This is a genomic window from Acinetobacter rudis, from assembly GCF_000829675.1.
Classification (GTDB): Bacteria; Pseudomonadota; Gammaproteobacteria; order Pseudomonadales; family Moraxellaceae; genus Acinetobacter; species Acinetobacter rudis.
The window spans coordinates 1-20,987 of the sequence record NZ_BBRX01000065.1; the positions used below are offsets into that span (position 1 = coordinate 1).

The 20,987-nt window shown below is 33.5% G+C and carries 18 protein-coding genes; 13 read left to right on the forward strand and 5 right to left on the reverse strand.

All coding sequences use genetic code 11. From position 1 onward, the window contains the following. Positions 1-1,876: 1,876 nt before the first annotated feature. On the reverse strand, positions 1,877-2,710 hold the full coding sequence (locus tag Aru01_RS14635) for a hypothetical protein (RefSeq protein ID WP_016655839.1): 834 nt from the start codon (positions 2,708-2,710) through the stop codon (positions 1,877-1,879). 777 nt (positions 2,711-3,487) lie between these two features. On the opposite strand from Aru01_RS14635, the gene Aru01_RS14640 reads away from it, so the two are divergent. The 7 genes from Aru01_RS14640 (at position 3,488) to Aru01_RS14670 (ending at position 9,328) form a co-directional block, all read left to right on the forward strand. Next, positions 3,488-4,024: a hypothetical protein gene (locus Aru01_RS14640; protein ID WP_016655840.1), complete on the forward strand. Its 537-nt coding sequence runs from the start codon at positions 3,488-3,490 to the stop codon at positions 4,022-4,024. 410 nt (positions 4,025-4,434) lie between these two features. Continuing rightward, on the forward strand, positions 4,435-4,656 hold the full coding sequence (locus tag Aru01_RS14645; RefSeq protein WP_016655841.1) for a hypothetical protein: 222 nt from the start codon (positions 4,435-4,437) through the stop codon (positions 4,654-4,656). A gap of 253 nt (positions 4,657-4,909) precedes the next feature. Next, positions 4,910-5,179: a hypothetical protein gene (locus tag Aru01_RS14650; protein ID WP_228128730.1), complete on the forward strand. Its 270-nt coding sequence runs from the start codon at positions 4,910-4,912 to the stop codon at positions 5,177-5,179. Positions 5,180-5,719: 540 nt separating this feature from the next. Further along, positions 5,720-6,268, forward strand: coding sequence for a lipopolysaccharide transport periplasmic protein LptA (gene lptA, locus Aru01_RS14655; protein WP_228128731.1), 549 nt, complete (start codon positions 5,720-5,722; stop codon positions 6,266-6,268). A 1,072-nt stretch (positions 6,269-7,340) separates the two neighbouring features. Then, on the forward strand, positions 7,341-7,646 hold the full coding sequence (locus Aru01_RS14660; protein WP_155757944.1) for a hypothetical protein: 306 nt from the start codon (positions 7,341-7,343) through the stop codon (positions 7,644-7,646). Positions 7,647-8,089: 443 nt separating this feature from the next. Then, positions 8,090-8,605: a peptide deformylase gene (def, locus tag Aru01_RS14665; RefSeq protein ID WP_016655845.1), complete on the forward strand. Its 516-nt coding sequence runs from the start codon at positions 8,090-8,092 to the stop codon at positions 8,603-8,605. Between the two features lie 348 nt (positions 8,606-8,953). After that, entirely contained in the window at positions 8,954-9,328 is a 375-nt protein-coding gene (locus Aru01_RS14670) for a hypothetical protein (RefSeq protein ID WP_016655846.1), read from the forward strand. A gap of 147 nt (positions 9,329-9,475) precedes the next feature. Here Aru01_RS14670 and Aru01_RS14675 read toward each other — a convergent pair whose 3' ends face one another. Beyond that, complete coding sequence (locus tag Aru01_RS14675; protein WP_016655847.1) at positions 9,476-10,381, reverse strand: LysR family transcriptional regulator; 906 nt, start codon at positions 10,379-10,381, stop codon at positions 9,476-9,478. A 182-nt stretch (positions 10,382-10,563) separates the two neighbouring features. Here Aru01_RS14675 and Aru01_RS14680 point away from each other — a divergent pair, with 182 nt between their 5' ends. The 3 genes from Aru01_RS14680 to Aru01_RS14690 all read left to right on the forward strand — a co-directional run bounded on the left by Aru01_RS14680 (position 10,564) and on the right by Aru01_RS14690 (position 13,403). Next, positions 10,564-11,898: an MFS transporter gene (locus tag Aru01_RS14680; RefSeq protein ID WP_016655848.1), complete on the forward strand. Its 1,335-nt coding sequence runs from the start codon at positions 10,564-10,566 to the stop codon at positions 11,896-11,898. Positions 11,899-12,258: 360 nt separating this feature from the next. Further along, on the forward strand, positions 12,259-12,804 hold the full coding sequence (locus tag Aru01_RS14685) for a hypothetical protein (RefSeq protein WP_016655849.1): 546 nt from the start codon (positions 12,259-12,261) through the stop codon (positions 12,802-12,804). 119 nt (positions 12,805-12,923) lie between these two features. Next, positions 12,924-13,403, forward strand: a complete 480-nt coding sequence (locus Aru01_RS14690; RefSeq protein ID WP_016655850.1) for a hypothetical protein — start codon at positions 12,924-12,926, stop codon at positions 13,401-13,403. A 161-nt stretch (positions 13,404-13,564) separates the two neighbouring features. Here Aru01_RS14690 and Aru01_RS14695 read toward each other — a convergent pair whose 3' ends face one another. The 3 genes from Aru01_RS14695 to Aru01_RS14705 form a co-directional block, all read right to left on the reverse strand. Further along, on the reverse strand, positions 13,565-15,367 hold the full coding sequence (locus tag Aru01_RS14695) for an aminopeptidase P family protein (RefSeq protein WP_016655851.1): 1,803 nt from the start codon (positions 15,365-15,367) through the stop codon (positions 13,565-13,567). A gap of 18 nt (positions 15,368-15,385) precedes the next feature. Then, positions 15,386-16,900: a peptide MFS transporter gene (locus Aru01_RS14700; RefSeq protein WP_016655852.1), complete on the reverse strand. Its 1,515-nt coding sequence runs from the start codon at positions 16,898-16,900 to the stop codon at positions 15,386-15,388. A gap of 372 nt (positions 16,901-17,272) precedes the next feature. Beyond that, positions 17,273-18,481 carry a L,D-transpeptidase family protein gene (locus tag Aru01_RS14705; RefSeq protein WP_016655853.1) on the reverse strand — a complete coding sequence of 403 codons (1,209 nt, stop codon included), beginning with the start codon at positions 18,479-18,481 and terminating at the stop codon, positions 17,273-17,275. Between the two features lie 203 nt (positions 18,482-18,684). Between Aru01_RS14705 and hemE the strand changes: the two genes are divergently transcribed. The 3 genes from hemE to Aru01_RS14720 form a co-directional block, all read left to right on the forward strand. Continuing rightward, on the forward strand, positions 18,685-19,758 hold the full coding sequence (gene hemE / locus Aru01_RS14710; RefSeq protein ID WP_016655854.1) for a uroporphyrinogen decarboxylase: 1,074 nt from the start codon (positions 18,685-18,687) through the stop codon (positions 19,756-19,758). A 30-nt stretch (positions 19,759-19,788) separates the two neighbouring features. Next, the gene (locus Aru01_RS14715) at positions 19,789-20,586 is read left to right on the forward strand and encodes a DUF817 family protein (protein ID WP_016655855.1); all 798 of its coding nucleotides are present in this window, start codon (positions 19,789-19,791) and stop codon (positions 20,584-20,586) included. Positions 20,587-20,728: 142 nt separating this feature from the next. Beyond that, on the forward strand, positions 20,729-20,987 hold a 259-nt coding region (locus Aru01_RS14720; protein WP_042111528.1), incomplete at its 3' end, for an oxidoreductase.

Here is a 20,987-nt window from a genome sequence, read left to right on the forward strand (position 1 = left end):
GTTGATTAGTCTAAACTTGACTTATATATAGTAAACAAGTAGTATAAATATTTAGTATATTTAAATTATTTATTTAAGAAAGTTAATACTAAATAGATTTCATTAATACTCTTACCAAAATATCTATTCATTTTAATTTGATTACCACAGCGAGAGGTAAGTCATTTGGTTGTTTTATAAAGAAAAACATATGTAAAATTCTAGTTAAAAAATTGATGAAGTTGAAATCATTCGAAAGTGGCTATACCAATCATGCAAAAGTAACAGTAATTTAGTTAAAAATTGATTGAAAACAAGCATAAATCACCAATTATAGGTATATAGGCATAGTGTTTTTTGTGATATTTTTATCGTAGATAAATATGATCAATTAAAAAAACTTATGTAATATAAATACATAGGTTTAATTTGTGATTTTGGTTGGAATTTACATTGTTTTAATTTACTGGTGTGATGGGATTTAATTATGAATATATGTCTAGGTGGACCATGGCATGGTAGTAAAATTTTAAAGGATAATAATGAGGATGAACTGTATTTTAAGGCAAGAGATAAATCTGGTGCATTGATTACATACAATAAAACAGAGATTAAATTAGGTTCAAGGCTTCATGTGTTCTGGGTAGAGTCAACATTGACGTTTCAACAAACAAATGATTTGTTAAATAGTACGCTCCGCACTTTTAGATAGTATGTCTTGTCAATGGTATGTATTACATAAATCATGAATGAAGTCCTATATAGATGGTTATTTAATTTTAAAATGCTAAGTGTAAAATTTTTTATTCAATCGCAAGTAATACAATCACTTTCAAAGAAAATATCTTCCTATACAAATTGTACTTGAGGGCTGGTGTCTGGGGATGCTATGTCCTCACATCAAATTAGATCTTAGCTATAAAAATTTTTTAACTATGTAATTAAATATAAAGAATGATTTATTTTAAATTTAAGCCACCTTGGGGTGGTTTTTTATATTTAAAATTACAGAGATGAAGGATTACCATATAATCCACATTTTGTATAACTTGTTCAGAATATTAAATAGAGAATAGTGTCTTTTAAATAATCTGACCAAGTGGGGCTTTATGAAAAAGAACGAAAAATTTACAGATAAATGTATTTTATAAATAGTTGTTTTAATTTGATTATTGAATATTTAACTACCTAATTTCAGGTATTTATTTTTAAATCTTAGACGGTATGATGATTTTTTAACTTATCATGATTTGCAAATAACAATTGTGATTTAGTGTTTTAGGCTGCTCATTCTTAGAATGTGATGCTTTTCTATCGCTCACTATGGGGATATAGAGTTGGTATAGCGTATACGTTTAGCGATCGGGTGGATTCTTATTGATTTGAGTGGTGGGGTACGATGTTTATAGGAATTATTAGGTCTATATTTTGCAGACATAGATATGAAGTAGTTCGAAATGCAAAAGGTGAGATGGTTCTTCACTTTGATGGTATTAGTGAGTGGAAGTGTAGAAAATGTGGCTGTGTTACATATAGTCAGCATATGGATCGAGTTAAATAAATCATATTGATCGATATGTAAAAATAGTTCTTATCTGCTTAAACTTTAGCCTGTACAACCTTTTTGTACAGGCTTTTTTTATTGAGACTTGCAAGATTTAAAGCTTAATTCTTAATAACGTATTTGAGTAGTATATTTAAGACTGGAACAGTCGGTCGGTCCTCATCATATGTCCGGTGAAGAGCTGAGCTAATAAATTAACTCAGCACTAAATTAGAAACTATAAATTTTATCTATTGATAGAGAAAAACTCATATTATTGGCATTAATATTTTATATTCACTATTAAATATAATTTTTTATTTCTTAGATTGAAATATGTAAATGTATCGATAATTACTGTTCAATTACAAGTAGAAAATTTGGTAAAACCTCACCTTTATGCGTCTTTAATACGCCGATACATAAGTTTTCAGGTGATGAAATAAAATTAATATTTGACATTTCATTTGTCAGTTTGCACGTTTTTTGACGTGTTTCATTCATTTCATTAACATTAAGTTGATGTTGCATATCCAATACCAAAACTTCAGCCAAAGTCGTAAATGCCTTATTGGCCTCTGCAAAAAACAGCTCATTATTGTTGGAATCCCATTCACTTAATGAAACTTTTTTTAGGCTAATATAATTATATAATCGCTTTGTCGATTGATTGTTATCATCAGCATTTTTAAATTCAGATTTTAGACTAAATGCTATTTTGATATTAGGTTTGTCATGAAAAGAAATTCGCGCATAGGGAACAATTTTAATATCAGCTTTTTGATTGCGTGCTAATAATTTAAGTGAATTATCTACTGAATTTTGTTGTAAGGCTTCAGTAATTTTTTGACTAACAATGTCATCAAATTTGATAGCCTGATTTAAATTACTTTTTGAAATAGCGGCGCCATTATTCTTTTTGTCAATCGCAGTTGCGATACCTACACCAATCATTCCAAATGCACCGGATGCAGGGTTTGAGAGAGCATTACTAGCATCTCCTACAGTGATTTGACTTCCATCAATAAAATGGTCACCACCACCTGATTCCGTCATTGCAGAAATTTGTTCAGATGATACTGAAACGGTTGTGTTACTGCCTTTTGCAGGATATTGAATAGATTTTGTCGTTGCACATCCAGTTAACAGACTCATCACAACGATTAAGCTTAAAAAAGACTTACTCATATAAATTGGCTCAAAATATTTGATTATTTAAGTGTGCTTATATTCATTATTTAAATTTAAAAATCAAGTACTTTAGAGACGAAAGTTTAATTAAATTTTAGTTGGATATTGATGCAGAACTCGTATATTAAAAATTATTTACATAGCAAAGTTTTTTTTTAAAAAAATGAGAATTTGGTCATGAGACTATATTATGTACAGATTGCATATAGAAATGAGTTCTATGTATGACATCACATGTCAAAAAAGCATGAAAGATTGTAAATTCTATTAAGTTATAGATTATTTAATATCTTAATTTTATAAAATTGTTAGCTTCTAAATTGAATTTTCCACTAAGAAATAATGGCATTTAACATATAGTATATGATAGGTTCTATCATACACAGAATTTTAACTCACAATATGATGGAATATTTTCAACACAGGTTATAGTTTATAAATAAGATATTTATTTGATTGAGTAAATGATTGGTATTTTTGCTGAGATTTAAGCTTTTGAATTTATTTATCTGCTAATAGACATTTAATACTGCTATCAATCTGTTTGTTTTGTGTCCGGCCTGATTAAAAGTTTTGAATTTTTAAAGCTTTCCATAAGAATTTATAACGAATAAGGTGTAATGATGATTCGATTAAAACCGAGGGATAATTCAATGTTTAAGATCAATGCTATGACATGATTAACACTATTTTCACTTTATATTAAAAATATTTATAGAATAGTGGTTTAAGTATAACTTTTGTTTTAACATCCTTCTAAAGTTAGGAGGATTTATGGATATTAATTTAGACTTAGCTAATCTTGATAAACATATACAAAATTCAAAAAATGGAATTAATTTATTACTTGAGCATGGGTGTTTCGAACAGGCAAGATACTGTACATATATATTGATTGATCAGCTTGCATGGGTAGTCAGTGGGCAATGTTCTCAAGTAAATATTTATGTTCAAGCGTGGCTAACAAGATATTTTAAGAAATATTATCCTGAAATAAGTTCAGAAGAGGTCTGGAGTTTTTATCAGGAAAAATTCAATAACAACTTAGCAATACCGAATGAAAACTATAATAATCAAATGAATAGACAGTTAATATTTATTGATAATACAGACGCTACGATAGATGTTCAGCAATACTTTGGATTAGATCCATTTAATCAATATTTTTATGTAAATACGAACAGGTTTATTCAATTGGCTTTAACAAAAGCACTTGGAGATTTTTATAGAGATTTGAAATCCGGCAATAAATATAATCATGAAGCTAAAGTTAAGCTTAAAGAATTGTTGAAGAAGGTTTTGGATGAGTAATGATAATAATGAAATCGACGTTGATGGATTTTAGATGAGCGCTTAAAGATAGCAATATACAATGCCAATTATGACTGTTGAATAAAGGTAGATATTATTGTAATTGGTATATTGTATAAGTAATTTACTACTGGATAGTTTGATTCTTTTATCATAAGGATTTAGTCATTTAAAAAATGATAATGATTAAATAGTTTGACTAATCAATAGATATATGGCATATTCTTTAACTATTGTATGCAGTTACAGTTATTTTCTGAATAAATCTCGAAATTACGAAGATTGTAAATAGATGCTGATGTAAACTTAATTATAGGCGTGAGCCTCCTGATCTTAGATTCAAATCCTCTCTACTGATTTTAATGGTTAATTATTTTTTTTTACATAAGCTCAATTAAATGAGTGAAAAAATGAATATTCCAAATGGCTGGATGACAGCTAAAGCCGTAAATGGCGAAAGAATCCGTGTTAAAGTAATACCTTTCAAACGTATGCAAAATACTATATCTGGTACAGCTTGGGTTGAAGTATGTAAGCAAATTCAAGTTGAGTCAGGTGAAAGGTTTCAACTGAATTTAGATGGTAAATCTTTTTATATTGGTCTAAATAAACTGTATAAATTGATATCCTAAATATATTTCACAATATGACCGCCTTTGGGCGGTTTTTTTTTATTCGTATAGAAATATGAGTGTCTTATAAATTATTTTTCTAAACAAGAGAAGAGTTAATTCAGCACAGCACAGAATAAATCTATGTTTGAACAATGTCTATAAAAAATAAATTACTTGAGAGTTCATAACTATTTTGAAAACTTACATATCAGAATATTAGTTTCTGATATGATGCGCGTAGTAATGATTAAGTTGTTAATTGATATAATTTTTGCATAAAATTCAAAGCTTTTTAGCTATTTTAACGGTGGGGAATATGGATTTAAGTTTTACAGAATTTATTAAAAATATTGAAAAGGTTTCTAAGGCTGGTAAAGAGCCCAAGAAAATAGTTGTAGGTTATAAAACTTTTTCAAATTTAATGAAAGATGAAAAATTTGTTAAACATATATCAATAGATGTAGAAGACCCAATGATTCGATATTTTAAAAGAATTGAACTTAAGATTGTGACGGAGAAAAGACATTTGCAGGTAATCTAGATAAAATATATTCTGAAGTATAGCGTATGAATGATATTTATTTTATAGATTATCCTTTCGTAAAACTATTGGCTTAGAGCCAAATTGACTAATATATGTAATTACATGATTGTAGAGATCGCTATTAAATTTTCATTTAAAAGTGATCTATGATTTTTCATTGATACTTGGGTTTATATGTTTATCTTATTCACTGAAGTTTGAATAGATTTTATTGATTAAATTATATAAAAATATTTTAAAGCTATTATTGACAATACTGAGGAGAAATGTCATTTTAATTAAATGATGAATGATTTTCGCGATTATTCATTGGATATATTTCTTTATTGTTAAAGTTTCTATGGTCCAACCAATGATAGATGGGTTGGGCTTTTTTTTTGGCTAAAATTTGATGATTTATGATATATATCGCACTGAAGCATCATATTTGAAGGTAGGGGAAGAACGCTATGAGCTGCTGCAATTCACTTTAAAAATATGGTTAGATTTAGTTCAGAGATGACGTTTAGCAATGTAGAATTATGATATCATTTGTTAATGATAATCATTTTAAATAAGTCTTTAATGAATAAAATATGCTTGCTTGTTTTACTGGTTCTATATTCACCGTTTACACTTGCTACGAAAACTGATCCTGATTTTAAAGAGTCGATAGAACTAAATGGTGATTATCTAGATTTAAATTTAAATTCTGGCGTGGGGCTCTATCAAGGAAACTTTGAAGCGATACAGGGGTCAATGCGCTTGCAAGGTAATGAAATTCAGGTAAAGCAGCAGAAAAATCATGGCCTAGAGTATATTGTTGCGTTAGGACAACCGGTTAAATTTCAAAAGAAAAATTATCAAACAGGAGAGCTGATCAAAGGTAATGCAGCGAAAATTACTTATGATGCTAAGAAATTATTAATTACATTAGAAGGTGATGCTGAAATATCCAGTGATCAAGGCAGGAGTATTAAGAGTCATGTAATAACTTATGGGTTAACAACAGGAGAAATTGAAGCGAAAGGCCAGTCTCAGCGTAGGGTTCAAATTATTATCCCACCGAGTGGTATAAAAGAGAGCGTTTCAGTATTGGTGCCATGAGTGATTGATAATATGTATGCCACTTTATAGCAGATAGCGGGGTGAAATTCTGTAAAAGACAGCGTAATTTGAAGGGTGATGATGAAGATGGTAATTTGTCAGAGTCGCTATAAAACAGCATACAACGTTAAGACATATATCAAGATAACATCTCTTTTACAAAGCTGAAAAACCCCTACATATAATGGATTGATCGTCTTTAATTGATATCTTACCGATCACTAGAATTGCCTTTGATAAAGAAAATTTGAAACCTATATTTCAAAAGACAAAGCAGGGACTCGCTTTACAAGTTACCAGTCTTGATTTTTCAGCACCTAGTGAGTCAATCATTTTTTTTTGATTTATTGCATTTGATCAATAGACAGTCATATTTGATTTTTTTATCATTATTTAATTTTGAATGTGGTATATTAAATACATATTTAGATCGCGCTGAATTTTCTTTTTTTGGGCCCATTGAGTTTTAATTCAATGGGCTTTTTTGACCATTATAAAAAATAAAGCCCATATGATGGTCAATGATCATATGGGCTTAGGTTTTATTATGGCGCTGAATTGTTGTTATGTGACCAGTCTATATCAGATTTAGATTACTATGTAGATATACTAATCATTCATAATTTGAATACCAAGTAAAATAGTATAAATTTAAGTTGTTGATAAATATAGATATATTTTAGATTATTAGAACATTTTTAAAATATATTGATCGCTTTTTTCAATTAATAAAATATATTAATCTATTTTTTAGTTTTAAAATTAATTGAGTGTTTAAAATATGATGCACAACAGAGTGTTTGAAAAAAGTTAATCTGACCATAGAAGATAAGGCCGTTGTTTAGGTGGGTTTAAGCACTGGTTTACTATTTTAAGCAAATTTCACTTCTAAAATTTTAATTATTTAAAATAAAAAATTACTCATCGTTATAAGGCATCTGAGTAGAGCTTTATTGCTGAACTTGCAATCAATACTTAAATAAAACATATGAATGGTTTTTAGAATTCTAAATGTTAGATTACATAAAAAAGTTTGATGGGTAGTATTTCGATCTTTAGTTTAAGTGCTGATGTGTTTACCTACGACCAAAATATTTTTTGTAATAAATTGGCTGATTTATCCGTGGTTGCGATGAAAGCTAGGCAAGAGGGAGTAAATAAAAGCGAATTTATGGCATATATTAACGCACAGCCATTAGAAGATTCTGAGGAAAATAAAATCTTATTTAAGTATGCTTTTAGAATTATTGATGTTGCTTTTCAATACCCTATAATCGAACAACAAGACAGTATTTCTGAAGTTACATCCGTATTTGAGACTGCACAAAGATCAAGCTGCATGAGTTCCATGAAGATGCATTTAAATGCCAAATATTAAAAATGATTTCAGTACTTAAGATGTTTAATCTGTGAAAAATTTAGCTTGAACAGTATTCAGATTGCAGGTTCAAAGCTTTGTATTGTTTATCCAATAAAAAGATTTTTTACTATTCATGAGCTAACTCTAACTGAAGTAAATTAAAAATAGCCTTTATGTCAGAATAAAAAGGCTAAGATGAAATGGAAAGTAAAAAAGGGAATAAGCTGCTGAACATCTAGCATCCCCTAAGAGGATTCTAGAAATGCTTTAAAGATGGAATGAATAACATTGAAATGAGCTAGATATCAGTATGTAAAGAATGCTTAACATAAAAAATCGAGATTAAACTGTTTGGTGTTCATCTTAAAATATTTTTTGAAAAATGATTGTTAAAAACTGGATATCAATTGCGGTATGATAGCTACAGGCAGACTTTTATGTTTATTAAATAGAGATTGGCTTTGGCTATACGTGAAATTTTTGAAATTCCAGATTTAAGGTTAAGAGTAAACTATACACCGGTTTCGGATGTAAGCTTGGTTCAGAATCTTATTACAGACTTACTTGATACATTATATTCAACAGACAATGGGATCGGGTTAGCTGCACCACAGATCGGGCATTCAGACGCTGTGATCGTGATCGATTTATCCGAAGATCGGAATAACCCACTGATTATGATTAATCCCGAGATTGTTGAGTCGTATGGTGAACTGCTTTCTCAAGAAGGGTGCTTATCCGTGCCTGGAATAAGCGCTGAGGTTAAGCGTTCTCAATATATAAAAATTCGAGCATTAGATCGGGATGGGAATGAGTTTTATATTGAGCAGGATGATTATCTCGCCATTGTCATTCAGCATGAAATTGATCATTTACATGGCCGGATTTTTATTGACTATTTATCACCTCTGAAACGTGAACGTGCAATGAAAAAAATAACGAAATGGCGTAAACAAGAACAGCGCTTGGCCCAATAGTGAGTTTGTAGATCTCACAGTGCTGTGAGGTCTGCCATCATTTAATGGTTTGAAAAATATGGAACAGATTTCATTATTATGTTTAATTTTACTGGGTTCTTGTGCTGACTCCGGTACCTCGGAAAGTGGTCATAGCCAAAATCTGGAGGTTGCGACAAGGAATTTTCAAAGAGAGATCGCTAGTCTTCATGCTGAGAGAACTCGCTCACAATACCGTAAATCAAATGTACCGAAACCCAAAACAAATTTAAAGTGAATGTTACTTGTCAGAGAATAGAGTTTAAGAATGTGTGTTAAATCAGAAACGTAGTATGACTAAATTCAGATTTTATAATCATTGAGACAAAAATGAAGAAACTAATATTAATTTCACCGCTTGTTATTGTGAGCCTTATGGCGGGATGTGCTCCAAAAGATAAGGCATCTACTACTCAAGATGATTCAAGCGATATCGCTTCACAGGTGGGTGTTATTGATTCAAATGTGGCGAGTATCAAATACGAAACAGAAGATAAGAAAGAATTTATCTTAACAAGCAAGGATAACTTTACTACTGCAATACTATTAGATGCAGAAGGTAATACTCATCTTTTAAAAGAGGCTCCAGCAGGAAGTGGTATGCTTTTAAAAAGCGAGGGTGGGGTGTCCATTCATACTCATGGTGATAATGCTATAATCGAATTATCAAGTGATCGCTCTTATCAAGTTAAAGAAGTGAAATAATACGTGTTATATATGATTTAAATGATCGTCAGAAATAGAAATCTCCATATTTTAATGAAATCTTTATTCAATATGCTTTGTTATCTTTTTATTATACTAAATGACTGAAATTTTAGGTTCAGTAAGTTAAAAATTTATTTACATGAATTATTTATTTTTACGATTAATCAAATGTGTTTTGAGCATTGACACAAATGTATTTGCGGATTGTGAAAGTCTAATATTTTTTCGTCTTATTAGATATAAAGTGCGTTTTGGCATTTCAGGATCAGAAATAGCAATCAAAGGAATATTTATTTGTTCACAGAGGTTTCTAGCATATTCGGGAACAAATGAAACGCCTGTATTATTTTTTACTAAACCGAGTGCTGAAATCATTGCTCCAATATTGATTACAGAAGTTATATTTATTTGTTTTTTGTCTAAAATTTCTTTTGTGATTTTCCCTAGATTATTGTCATCTCTGAACATGATAAATTTTTGCTGATTTAAGTCTGAAAGCATGATCTGTTGACGCTGTGAGAATTCATGATTTGGGGAGCAAGCAAGAAAAATCTGGTCGATAAAGAGTTCTTCCGAAATTAATCTTGACTCAGGTTGATCGAGCATAACTATTGCGATATCAACTTTGCCATTCATGACATATTCAATTGCTAAATTTGTAGAAATTTCAAAAATTTCTGTTTTAATCTCGGGATATCGAGAACTGAATTCAGATACTACATCACAGATGAGTCCATAAAATATAAGCGGTGTTGCCGCAATATTTAGATAGCCAGTTTTTAAACTACGTAGGTCATCTAAACTTCGTGATGCTGCATTTAATGTTGCTAACATTTCAGTGGCAAAGGCATAAAATTCAACAGCGCTGTTCAATGGTTCGACCCGCCTTGTAGACCTCTCAAAGAGTGGAAATCCGATTTCACTCTCAAGTTCAAAGCATTGTTTACTTACAGCAGATTGAGTCATATACAAAGCATCGGCCGCTGCGGTAAAACTTTTTAATTCGTATAATTTTACAAATATTTTGAGTTGTTTAAAGCTGATATTCATGCACTTTTATTTTTCAGATAATGGTGGTTGTGTGGAGCATATACTATATTAATTCCATTATGGAATAATTTGATAACTTTATATCCATTGTTGGAATAAAAAAACTCATCCATGATATGTCTTCTATTCGACGTTTAAAAAATTAACGTTAAATATTTTCTAGTTGGAGAGTAGGCAAATAAATGAGAAAAATCCTTGCTATATCTACCTTAATTATAGGTAGTGCTCTGGCAACTTTAGATATTTCGGCTGTAAATATAGCATTGCCAACGATCTCCCAACATTTAAATATAACAGCAGAGCAATCAATATGGATAACAAGTTCTTATCAGTTGGCAATGGTTGCAATGTTATTACCGCTTTCGGCACTAGGGGACCGAATTGGGCATAAAAATATTTATTTAATTGGGCTGTTATTATTTGTATTTGCTTCACTATTAAGTGGTTTGTCTAACTCTATTTTAACTTTAGCATTAGCGAGATTTGTACAAGGAGTTGGTGCAGCTGGAATTCTAAGCGTATCTACTGCTTTATTCCGTATGATATTTTCTGCAGAACAGATGGGGCGTGCACAAGGACTGAATGCTTTTACCGTCGCAGTCTTTTTCTCGATAGGCCCTGTATTAACCTCATTAATCTTGTTAATAGCTGACTGGCATTGGTTATTTTTGATCAACATCCCATTTGGCTTGCTTGCTGCAAGCATGGCATATTTTTGTCTTCCTTATAATGATGCAATGACCATTAACTCATTTAATTATACGAACGCGTTATTGCTCATAATAATGTTGATGTCTGGTGTATATGGTATCACTGAGTTTTCACATGCGACATCAGGATTAAAGTTTCTAAATTATATTGTGATTTCTTTACTGTGCTTAGTCATATTAATATGGCGAGAACGATTAGATTTAAATCCGCTTTTTCCTGTTGATTTGCTTAGAATTCCATATTTTTGTATTTCGGTAATAACTTCGATATTTTCCTATATAGCGCAGGGAATAGCATTTATTGCTATTCCGTTTTTATTGCATGAGTATCTTGGTCGAACAGTGATTGAAATAGGTTTGCTTTTCACACCTTGGCCTGTGATGAATGCAATGATTGCTCCATTGGCAGGATATTTTGCAGATAAGATGTCTGTATCATTACTTTGTTGTGTTGGTTTAATAATTTTGGCTCTAGGTCTAGGTGAAATCGCGCAATTAGAATCAGATGCGACCAATTGGAATGTTGGCTGGAAATTGGCTATTTGTGGATTTGGTTTTGGATTGTTTCAATCACCTAACTTAAAAGCATTGTCATTGTCAGCACCATTATCCAGAATGGGAAGCGCTAGTGGAATGATCCCAACAGCAAGATTATTGGGACTTGCCCTAGGGTCTGCTCTAATTGCTACTTGCCTAGGATTTGATCCCAGACATGGCGTGACGATTGGGCTATGGTTTGGCGTTGTCTTTGCTGTTTTAGGAGCAGTTATGAGTGCATTAAGATTGGGTTTAAGAAATTATTTTTAGAATCGATTTAGATTAATGATCACTTCACTCATATTATTTAATATGATCAATATAGGATTGAGTTTTAAATTGAAAAATATTTTTTATGAAGTTTTTGGTTTTTTATAGATTTACTTGATAATTTATTTAGCTCTAATATTTTTAAATAAAATATTAGAGCTACTTTTATAAAATTTTTATTTATATATTGAGTGTAATTTTTGATCTATTTGATTTTTTTTATTCATATACTGGATAAAAAGTATATTTACATGTTCTAATAACTCTAGATTAAATGGAAGGCTTTAAAAAGATAAGTGTTCTCAATCATAAATTAGTCAGTAATTTTAGCAAAATTAATTTAAATCTTTAGAGGGTAAAATGAAAAAAAATATTCTATCAACTGCTTTAGTTTCAGCCACCATATTGATGGCGGGTTGTAGTACAAGTACAACAAGCATGTTAACTGAGTTCACTAATATTTTGACAGACACCGTGCCATTCGTGAATGAGTCAAAAGAATGGGAAGCATATAGTATAAATACGACTCAACAGGGTGTTGTTTACAGCAAGGCAAATGCTGCTGACTTGCAATTTGTAAGCAAGAAAATGGATGCTGAGTATCCTGCTGCTATTGATCGTTTGGCTAGTCCTTTTGCAAGAAGTGCTAAAGACAAAAAAGAACTGGATAAAGTAAACCAAAATTATGGTTTCAAATATAATGAAGTTATTGTGGTTAAAGATAAGAAAACTTCAAATTTATTGGGCTATTGTGTTAATTATGATCGAACTCAAAATGACAACTCTAAAAAATTAGAAAAACAATTTATCTATGTCGCAAAAGATAAACCGATCTCTGCGGCAACAGCACATGAAGATTTTGTTCCTCGTATGTGTGGCCAAGCTTTCTATAATAAATATCAGTAAATATTTTATACAATAGTTTGAGCATGTTGGTGATATTCTTTGCTCAAACATTGCAATAAACCTCGCTTTTGCGGGGTTTTTATTATCTAAATTCTAAATCATGATGGGGTGCTAGACCGATGAGAAATTATGTCCTAATGATCATTTTTACTGCATTACTCATTTCTAGTGTGAGTACTCATGCTTCAGAGGCTTTAGCATTAAAAACAGTTGAAGATCTTTATCACGGGTCTTTAAATTTGAAAAACAACAAGCGAGATTTTGATAATAATACCTTGTTGGAAAAAGCCTCTACAGTTCAATTGCAGAAATTATGGAAGGCCGATCAGGATTTAATTAAGCGTACAAATGAACTCGGTTGTATCGATTACGATTTAATGTGGCTTAACGATGGTGGCTCTAACAATGGAAAATTGAGTTTTAAAGCGCTGGGGGATGATCAAGTGATTGTCCATATTGGTGAGTCAACGGGCCTAAAAGCAAGATCACTCATTTACCAAATGCAGTGTAATGACCAGTTCTGTAAAGTAAATGATTTGATATTAGAAAATGATGTTTCTTTTAAACGAGTTCTTTCTGAATGTTTAAGTGTAAGTTAGTGCTAGGCTAAACTTGACTCATATTGCCAAAATTCAAAATTTGATCAATCGCTTCTGAGTAGAGTGGTGCAGATTGAGCATGATAAAAAAGGAACCTTAATTCCTTTTCTATCGCTGGACTAAAATTATTTTTGAGATCATTTAAATGTTGTTCAGGTAATTTAAATTTTCTGAGTTTGACGAGTTAACCAATTTAGAGCTGAACCTGTTAAATGTGGGGCTAAGCTTTGATAAACCTGATGGTGATAATTATTGAGCCACAGTCGTTCTGTGTCATTGAGTAATTCTTTGACAATACACTGTTGATGGATTGGACAAAGTGTTAGATTTTTGAACTGTAAAAAATCGCCATAACGATCAGATTTAACAGGTTTATTTTGCACGGCCACTAAGTTTTCGATACGGATTCCATATTCACCATCATGATAAAGCCCCGGTTCATTGGATACGATCATACCAACCTTCAAAGCTGAGTCAGCTGTAATGGGGGCATAGTAAGAGAGAACTTGTGGTCCTTCATGTACATTTAATGCAAATCCAACACCATGACCTGTTCCATGACGATAATCTAATCCTTGTTGCCACAAGATTTGACGTGCTATGGCATCAAGTAGAGGTGCTGCCAGATCTTTAGGAAAAACAGCTTGAGACAAGGCGATATGTGATTTTAGTACTAAGGTGTAGTCATGTTTTTGTTGTGCTGAAGCTTGTCCAACTTCTACGACACGTGTGATATCCGTAGTGCCGTCATTATATTGAGCGCCAGAGTCGATAAGTAATAAGCCATCTCCCTGAATTTTACTAAATTGTTCAGCTGTAGCACGATAATGTGGCTGTGCACCATTGGCATTAAATCCCGCTATAGTTGAAAAACTCAGTCCTATAAAACCAGATTGCTGCGCTCGATACATGATGAGTTTTTCATCGATATCAAGTTCAGTGAGATCATGTTTGTCAGCTAAAGTATTTTCTAACCAACTAAAAAATTGGCACAATGCAATGCCATCTCTCTGCATCGCATTGCGGATATGTTGTAGCTCTGATGGGTGTTTACAGGCTTTAAGTCTGGTACTTGGATTGATTTCATGATGGATATTGATATGAATAGGCAATGCATTTTGATGAAATGCCGATACCTTTGCAGGATCAATCCATATTGTTGCTTGTTTAAGCTGCGAAAGAAATACTGCTGACTGTGTATAGTCCATAATCTCAATGCCATCTTGTTGTAATTTTTGGCTGAGCGTGTTGTCAAGTTTATTCGCAGCGATGAAAAGAACCACTCGATTATGATCAATATATAAATGAGCGAGAAATACAGGATTATATTCAATATCACTGCCACGACAATTGAGTATCCAAGCAATATCGTCGAGTGCTGAAATAAATAAACAATCACTCTGTTGAGCTTTAAGGATTTGACGTATGTGATTAATTTTTTCAATATGGCTTAAAGCATTGATACCATCCGCCATCATCCAGATAGGTTGATTGGGTAAACTTGGGCGGTCTATCCATAATTCATCAATCAAATCACTTTGGGTATAAAGATCGATCTTGTATTTTTGGGCGAGTTGTTCGAGTAGATTAAACTGTTGTACTGAAATAATGTGAGTATTAATAGCCAGTTTATCTCCCGCCTTTAAATGCTGTTGTAACCAGCTAAGATGAGTACTACTTGGACTTGCTGTTTGCTTTTGTAATGTAAAACCACTACCTGCCAATTGTTGTTCAGCTTGTAGCCAGTAACGACCATCAACCCATAAACCAGCGAAGTCTTGTGTTACTACGATTGTTCCAACAGATCCTGTAAAGCCAGATAACCACATCCTAATTTTCCAATAATCAGGTAGATATTCAGATAAGTGGGGATCGGCACTCATCAATAACCAAGCATCGATTCCATGTTGTTGCATTTTTTCACGGAGTTGTTTGAGCTTATTTGCTGCTGAGAGAGTAGGCATGTGTATTCCTTTTATCTGTTATAGGGTGGTCCTAGCCAGCATCTTTTCTAGAGGAAACTTAAGTATAAACAAAAGAATCGCTCCGATCAGTAAGATCCAAGCATAGCGATAGAGTAAACCTGACATTTCATTAAATGATTGCGCTAAAATTTCACTGCCCATTAATCCTGCACCTAAATTTCCGATGGCAATGGCTGTGCACCAAAGTCCCATAATTTGTCCACGTAATTTGTCAGGTGCGAGCTGAGTCATTGCAGATAGCCCGATTGGACTGAGGCATAGCTCACCTAGAGTAAGTAAGAAAAAACTACTAATAAGCCATCCAGGTGATGCTAAGGCCGTATTTGAATTTATTAGTGTTTGACATGCAAATGCTAAGACGACAAATGCTGCTGAAGCAAAGATTAATGCCAAAATAAACTTACTCAGCGGGTTTAAATGCCAGTGTCGTTTTGCAAGTACTGTCCAGAACCAAGCTAAGACGGGTGACAAAGTAATGACAAATAATGGGTTAATTGATTGAAACCAGACTGTAGGGATTTGAAAGTGAAAAATGTCACGATTGGTATGTTCTAAAGCAAAGATATTAAATACGGTATAGGTTTGTTCAAATGCAGACCAAAATAGCGCAGCTGCTATCAGTAAAATAAAACATAAAATGATTTTAGTTTGTTCATTGGATTTTAGTCCTGCAAAAAATAACATATAAATAAAATGCACGAAGACGATTAAACAAATCGCTATTGTGAGGTAACGAACTACAGTGATGGGATGAATAACAAGCCAGCCACTATAGACCATTGCGATTAAGATGCTCAGCAGAATAATAAAGCTATAGATAACTTTTTTTGCATAGGGATTGGGGGCAATAGGGCTATCTAGTCCTTTGTGATTGATTAAATCTTCATTAAAGGTTTTAAGCTGAGGAATGCAGTAAAAGCGAAAGATGAGCATTGAGAACAACATACCAATACCCCCAGCAGCAAATCCAATATGCCAACCTATCTTTTCAGCCAAAAGTCCAGTGATAAACGGTGCAATAAAAGACCCTAGATTAATACCTGTATAAAAAATGAGAAAACCTGCATCACGACGTTGATCTGCTTTTTGATAGAGTAGGCCAACGACGACTGCGATACAGGTTTTAAAAAGTCCAGTTCCTAAAGTAATGAGGGCTAAGCCGAGATAGAAAAAGAAATCAGAAAAAAATCCACTGAGTGCAATACAGAGATGTCCTGAGGACATTAAAATGGACCCAATATATACCGAACGTATTTGTCCTAAATATTGATCGGCAATCCAACCTCCAAAGACTGTCATAAAATATACAGAACCAGCAAATAAACCCACTAATGCTGCAGCTTCAGCACGGTTCATGCCCATACCGCCTTGATAAATGAGTGCAGTCATATAAAGGATTAATAGGGGGCGAATACCATAAAAGGAAAAACGTTCCCAAAGTTCGGTAAAAAATAAACCCTTGAGTGGTTTGGGGTGACCATAAAAACTAGAATCCGTGGGTAAAGGTTTCATCAATAATCCTTAGATGACCATAATCTTGACTGAAGGGGCGATTTTAATCGCTGCTTAATGACAGTTCAGGAACGGTGTAATCCTTCAATCTTTATGTGAAATGTATTGTTTTAAGTGTGCTGAAAATTATGTATTGTTGCGCTGACAGTTTAATTTTTATGTGAAATCTATTGTTGTTGTTTAGTTAAATTAAAAATTATTCTATGATAGAGGAGTATTTAAACTTATATCTAGATCGAGATTATTAAGTAAAGTTGCTAACCCCCTTGACTATAAGTCAAAGGAGAACGAGCAAGATAAAATGATCATGATAAAAAAACACCCTGATTTTTACATCAGGGTGCTTCATGGGATTCAAGTGCTGTACTTGGATCACTCAAGGAATTTAACCGTGACTCCAGCTTTGACTTTCTTGCCGAGATCATTTGCATCCCAGTTCGTTAAGCGGATACAACCATGCGATGCAGTCTTCGAGATTAATGATGGGTTTGGAGTACCATGAATACCGAAAGATTTTTTACTTAAACCAATCCAAATATTACCGACAGGACCATTTGGGCCAGGAGGTAGTGAAAGTGGTTTATTGTTATTACCTTGTACAAAGTTACTTGGTGAGTAGCTGTACCATGGGTTTGGTGCTACGCCTGTAATTTTATAAGTACCTGTTGGTGAAGGAGTCTGTGCGCTACCAATGGTTGCAGGGAATGAACCCACCATTTGATTTTGACTATTAAACAAATAAAGTTGTTTTACACCTTTGTGCGCAACGATTAAGTGAATATTCTCAGGTAATTCATTGCGAATATTGGTCACGATAATCCGTTCGCCCGCTTTTTTAAAGCTCGCATTTGGGTTGAGCTTTTTCATAAAAGCTTCATCCATATGGAACTTTTCAGACAGCATTTCTAAAGGTCCTGTGTAATATAGACCTTTCATTTTAGCTTGAAGTGCATAGTCGCGTGGAATCGACCCTGAATAAGGACCTTTTAGATCAGCTTCTGTAATCGTATATTCAACAAAAGCAGGTTTGTTACCTTGCAGGCTTACTAGACGATCCCAAGTTTCCTTGGTTAAGGTGCCTGTCGGTTCTAAGTTTTGCATTTGCTGGAAAGAAGAGATTGCCTTTAAGGTATTCATTCCACTTGAACCATCAATTGCACCAGGAGATGCATGTGCATTGTTTAACATCACATGAGCACGTGCATACACTGGGAACTGACCGCGACCAATATTGTCATACCATTCGGCATTGTTGATGCCATCTAAAGTCCAAGCGGCTTTGGTCGCATTATTGGCTGTATTCGTTGTATTTGTTGTACTTGGTGCTTGGGCAATATCTGCTTTTAGATTTTCAGACTTTTCTAATTTTTGCAGTGTAGTTGCTGCTTGGTTTAGATCTTTCTGTTCTTGCGGTGTAATCGTACTATTTGCAACATCAGATGCAGTATCAATTGCTAATGGATCAATAGGATCTTCAACAGATGTTGAAGATCTAGATTTATCAGAGGCTTGTGGTGCTGCTAGAACGCTAGTCGTCAAAGCGCAACTGAGACTCAAAGCAAGGATTGAGCGAACGAACATGTAAATCAACCTTAACGTTTATTCATATAGGAATATTCAAATCTCAATAATTATTACAGAAATAATTATTGTGTGCAGTATTTGTTTTGTTTAATTCGATATTTATATCAATCACTAAGTCTGAAAGATTGAGACAAGCATTACTATATTGAGGTGCATTTGATATGATGGCGGCGATTTTAAAATATAGATTTGGAAAGTAAATGACGACTTTAAAAAATGATCGCTTTCTACGTGCCTTATTACGTGAGCCTGTTGATACGACACCAATCTGGATGATGCGTCAAGCTGGCCGTTATTTACCCGAATATCGTGAGACTCGCAGCCAAGCTGGAGATTTCCTTTCGTTGTGTAAAAATACCGAGCTTGCTTGTGAAGTGACACTACAACCTTTACGTCGCTATGAATTAGATGCAGCTATTTTATTTTCAGATATTTTAACCGTACCTGATGCAATGGGCTTGGGATTATATTTTGAAATCGGTGAAGGACCTAAGTTTCATAAAACGATTCGTACTGAACAAGATGTAGCGAACTTACCTAAATTAAATGCCAAATCTGATTTGTCATATGTAATGGATGCTGTATCAACCATTCGTTCTGCTCTTTCTGGGCAAGTTCCATTGATTGGTTTTTCTGGTAGTCCTTGGACACTAGCAACCTATATGATTGAAGGCGGTTCGAGTAAAGACTTCCGTTTTAGTAAAGAAATGCTATATCGCCAACCAGAAGTGCTGCATGCTTTGCTGGATCATTTGGCTGATGCAGTGATTGATTACTTAAACGCACAGATTGATGCTGGTGCACAAGCGGTACAGATCTTTGATAGTTGGGGCGGGGCATTGGCTCATCAACAATATATCGACTTTTCTTTACAGTATATGCAAAAAATCGTCTCAGGTTTAAAGCGCGAAAAAGATGGTCGTAAAGTACCTGTTATTTTATTCACCAAAGGTGGTGGACAATGGTTAGAACCAATGATCATGACTGGAGCAGATGCTTTAGGTCTAGATTGGACAACACCATTAAATGTTGCGAGAAAAACAGCAGCAGGACGTGTGGCATTACAAGGTAATCTCGACCCTGCAACATTATATGGTTCAACTCAAGAAATTGAAAAAGCAGTAAAAGCAATGCTTGATGATGCTTATGCTCATGGTGAGTTAACAGGCTATATTGCGAATCTTGGACATGGAATCACACAATGGGTTGATCCTGACCAACCTAAAGTATTTGTTGATACCGTACATGAGTATAGTGCGAAGTATTTGAAATAAACCACAGCGATTGGTTTGGATGTTTATCACATGAATGTGATTGTTAATATTTTACGCTTCTCAAGCTTAGCCGCTTCGGCGGCTGTGTTTGGCATTTTACTCCTGTTGGCATTTATTTTTAGTGTTTCCATGGAGGATGATGCTTACTTAGGTTTTTATCGCTACGATTATTTGTTGTTTTTTGCGCTGAGTATTCAGTTTGCAATGTTGTATTTAAAACTAGAATCATGGGCCGAAGCCAAGGTGATTGCACTTTTTCATGTTATGGCAATGGTGATGGAAATTGTCTTAACCAATCCATTAGTGGGATCTTGGTATTACCCTCAACCCTCAATATTTAAAATCATTACTGTACCTTTATTTGCGGGATTTATGTATTCTGCAGTGGGTAGCTTTTTCTCCCGTGGTATTCGCTTGTTTCAGGTTAAGTTTGATGCTTTACCTAGTTTTGCTGCAATGTTAAGCCTCGCCGTACTTTCATATTTGAACTTCATGACTAAGTTCGTAATATATGATTTTCGATATGTTTTATTCATATGGAGCTTTTTATTATTTTATAAGACACGTGTGTACTTTAATCTGGGGAGTTATCAGGTTAAAAGCCCTATGCTGTTAGTTCTATTAATATTAGCTGTCATTATTTGGATTGCAGAAAACGTCAGTACTTTTTATCAAATCTGGCTATATCCAACTCAAATTGAAGCTTGGCATATGGTAGGCTTGGCAAAGATTGGTTCGTGGTATTTATTACTTTTATTAAGTTTAGTTCTCGTTTTAAAAATATTGGGTGAGAGAGATTGTGAAGGGCACTGGCATATAAAGCATTAATTCATGTCCTTAGTCATATCCGTTATACCTTTAAATTGGCAGTAAAAGACAAATAAATAGACCGAGAAGTCATCAACATTTTATAAATATCGGTTAGAGTATTATGCAACAAGTTGCAAAGCCAATATTTGAAGGATTCATCATGACAACTCGCTATGCACATATTTTAAAACCATTACATTTGGGTTATACAACGATTAAAAACCGTGTGGTGATGGGGTCCATGCACACTGGATTAGAAGATCGTTTTTATAACTATCCTAAACTCGCAGCTTATTTTGAAGAGCGTGCCAAAGGTGGTGTTGGCTTAATTATCACGGGAGGGATTTCACCAAACCGTCAGGGCTGGTTACTACCTGCTGGGGGGACGATGAATACCTTAGGCGATGTTGTACCACATC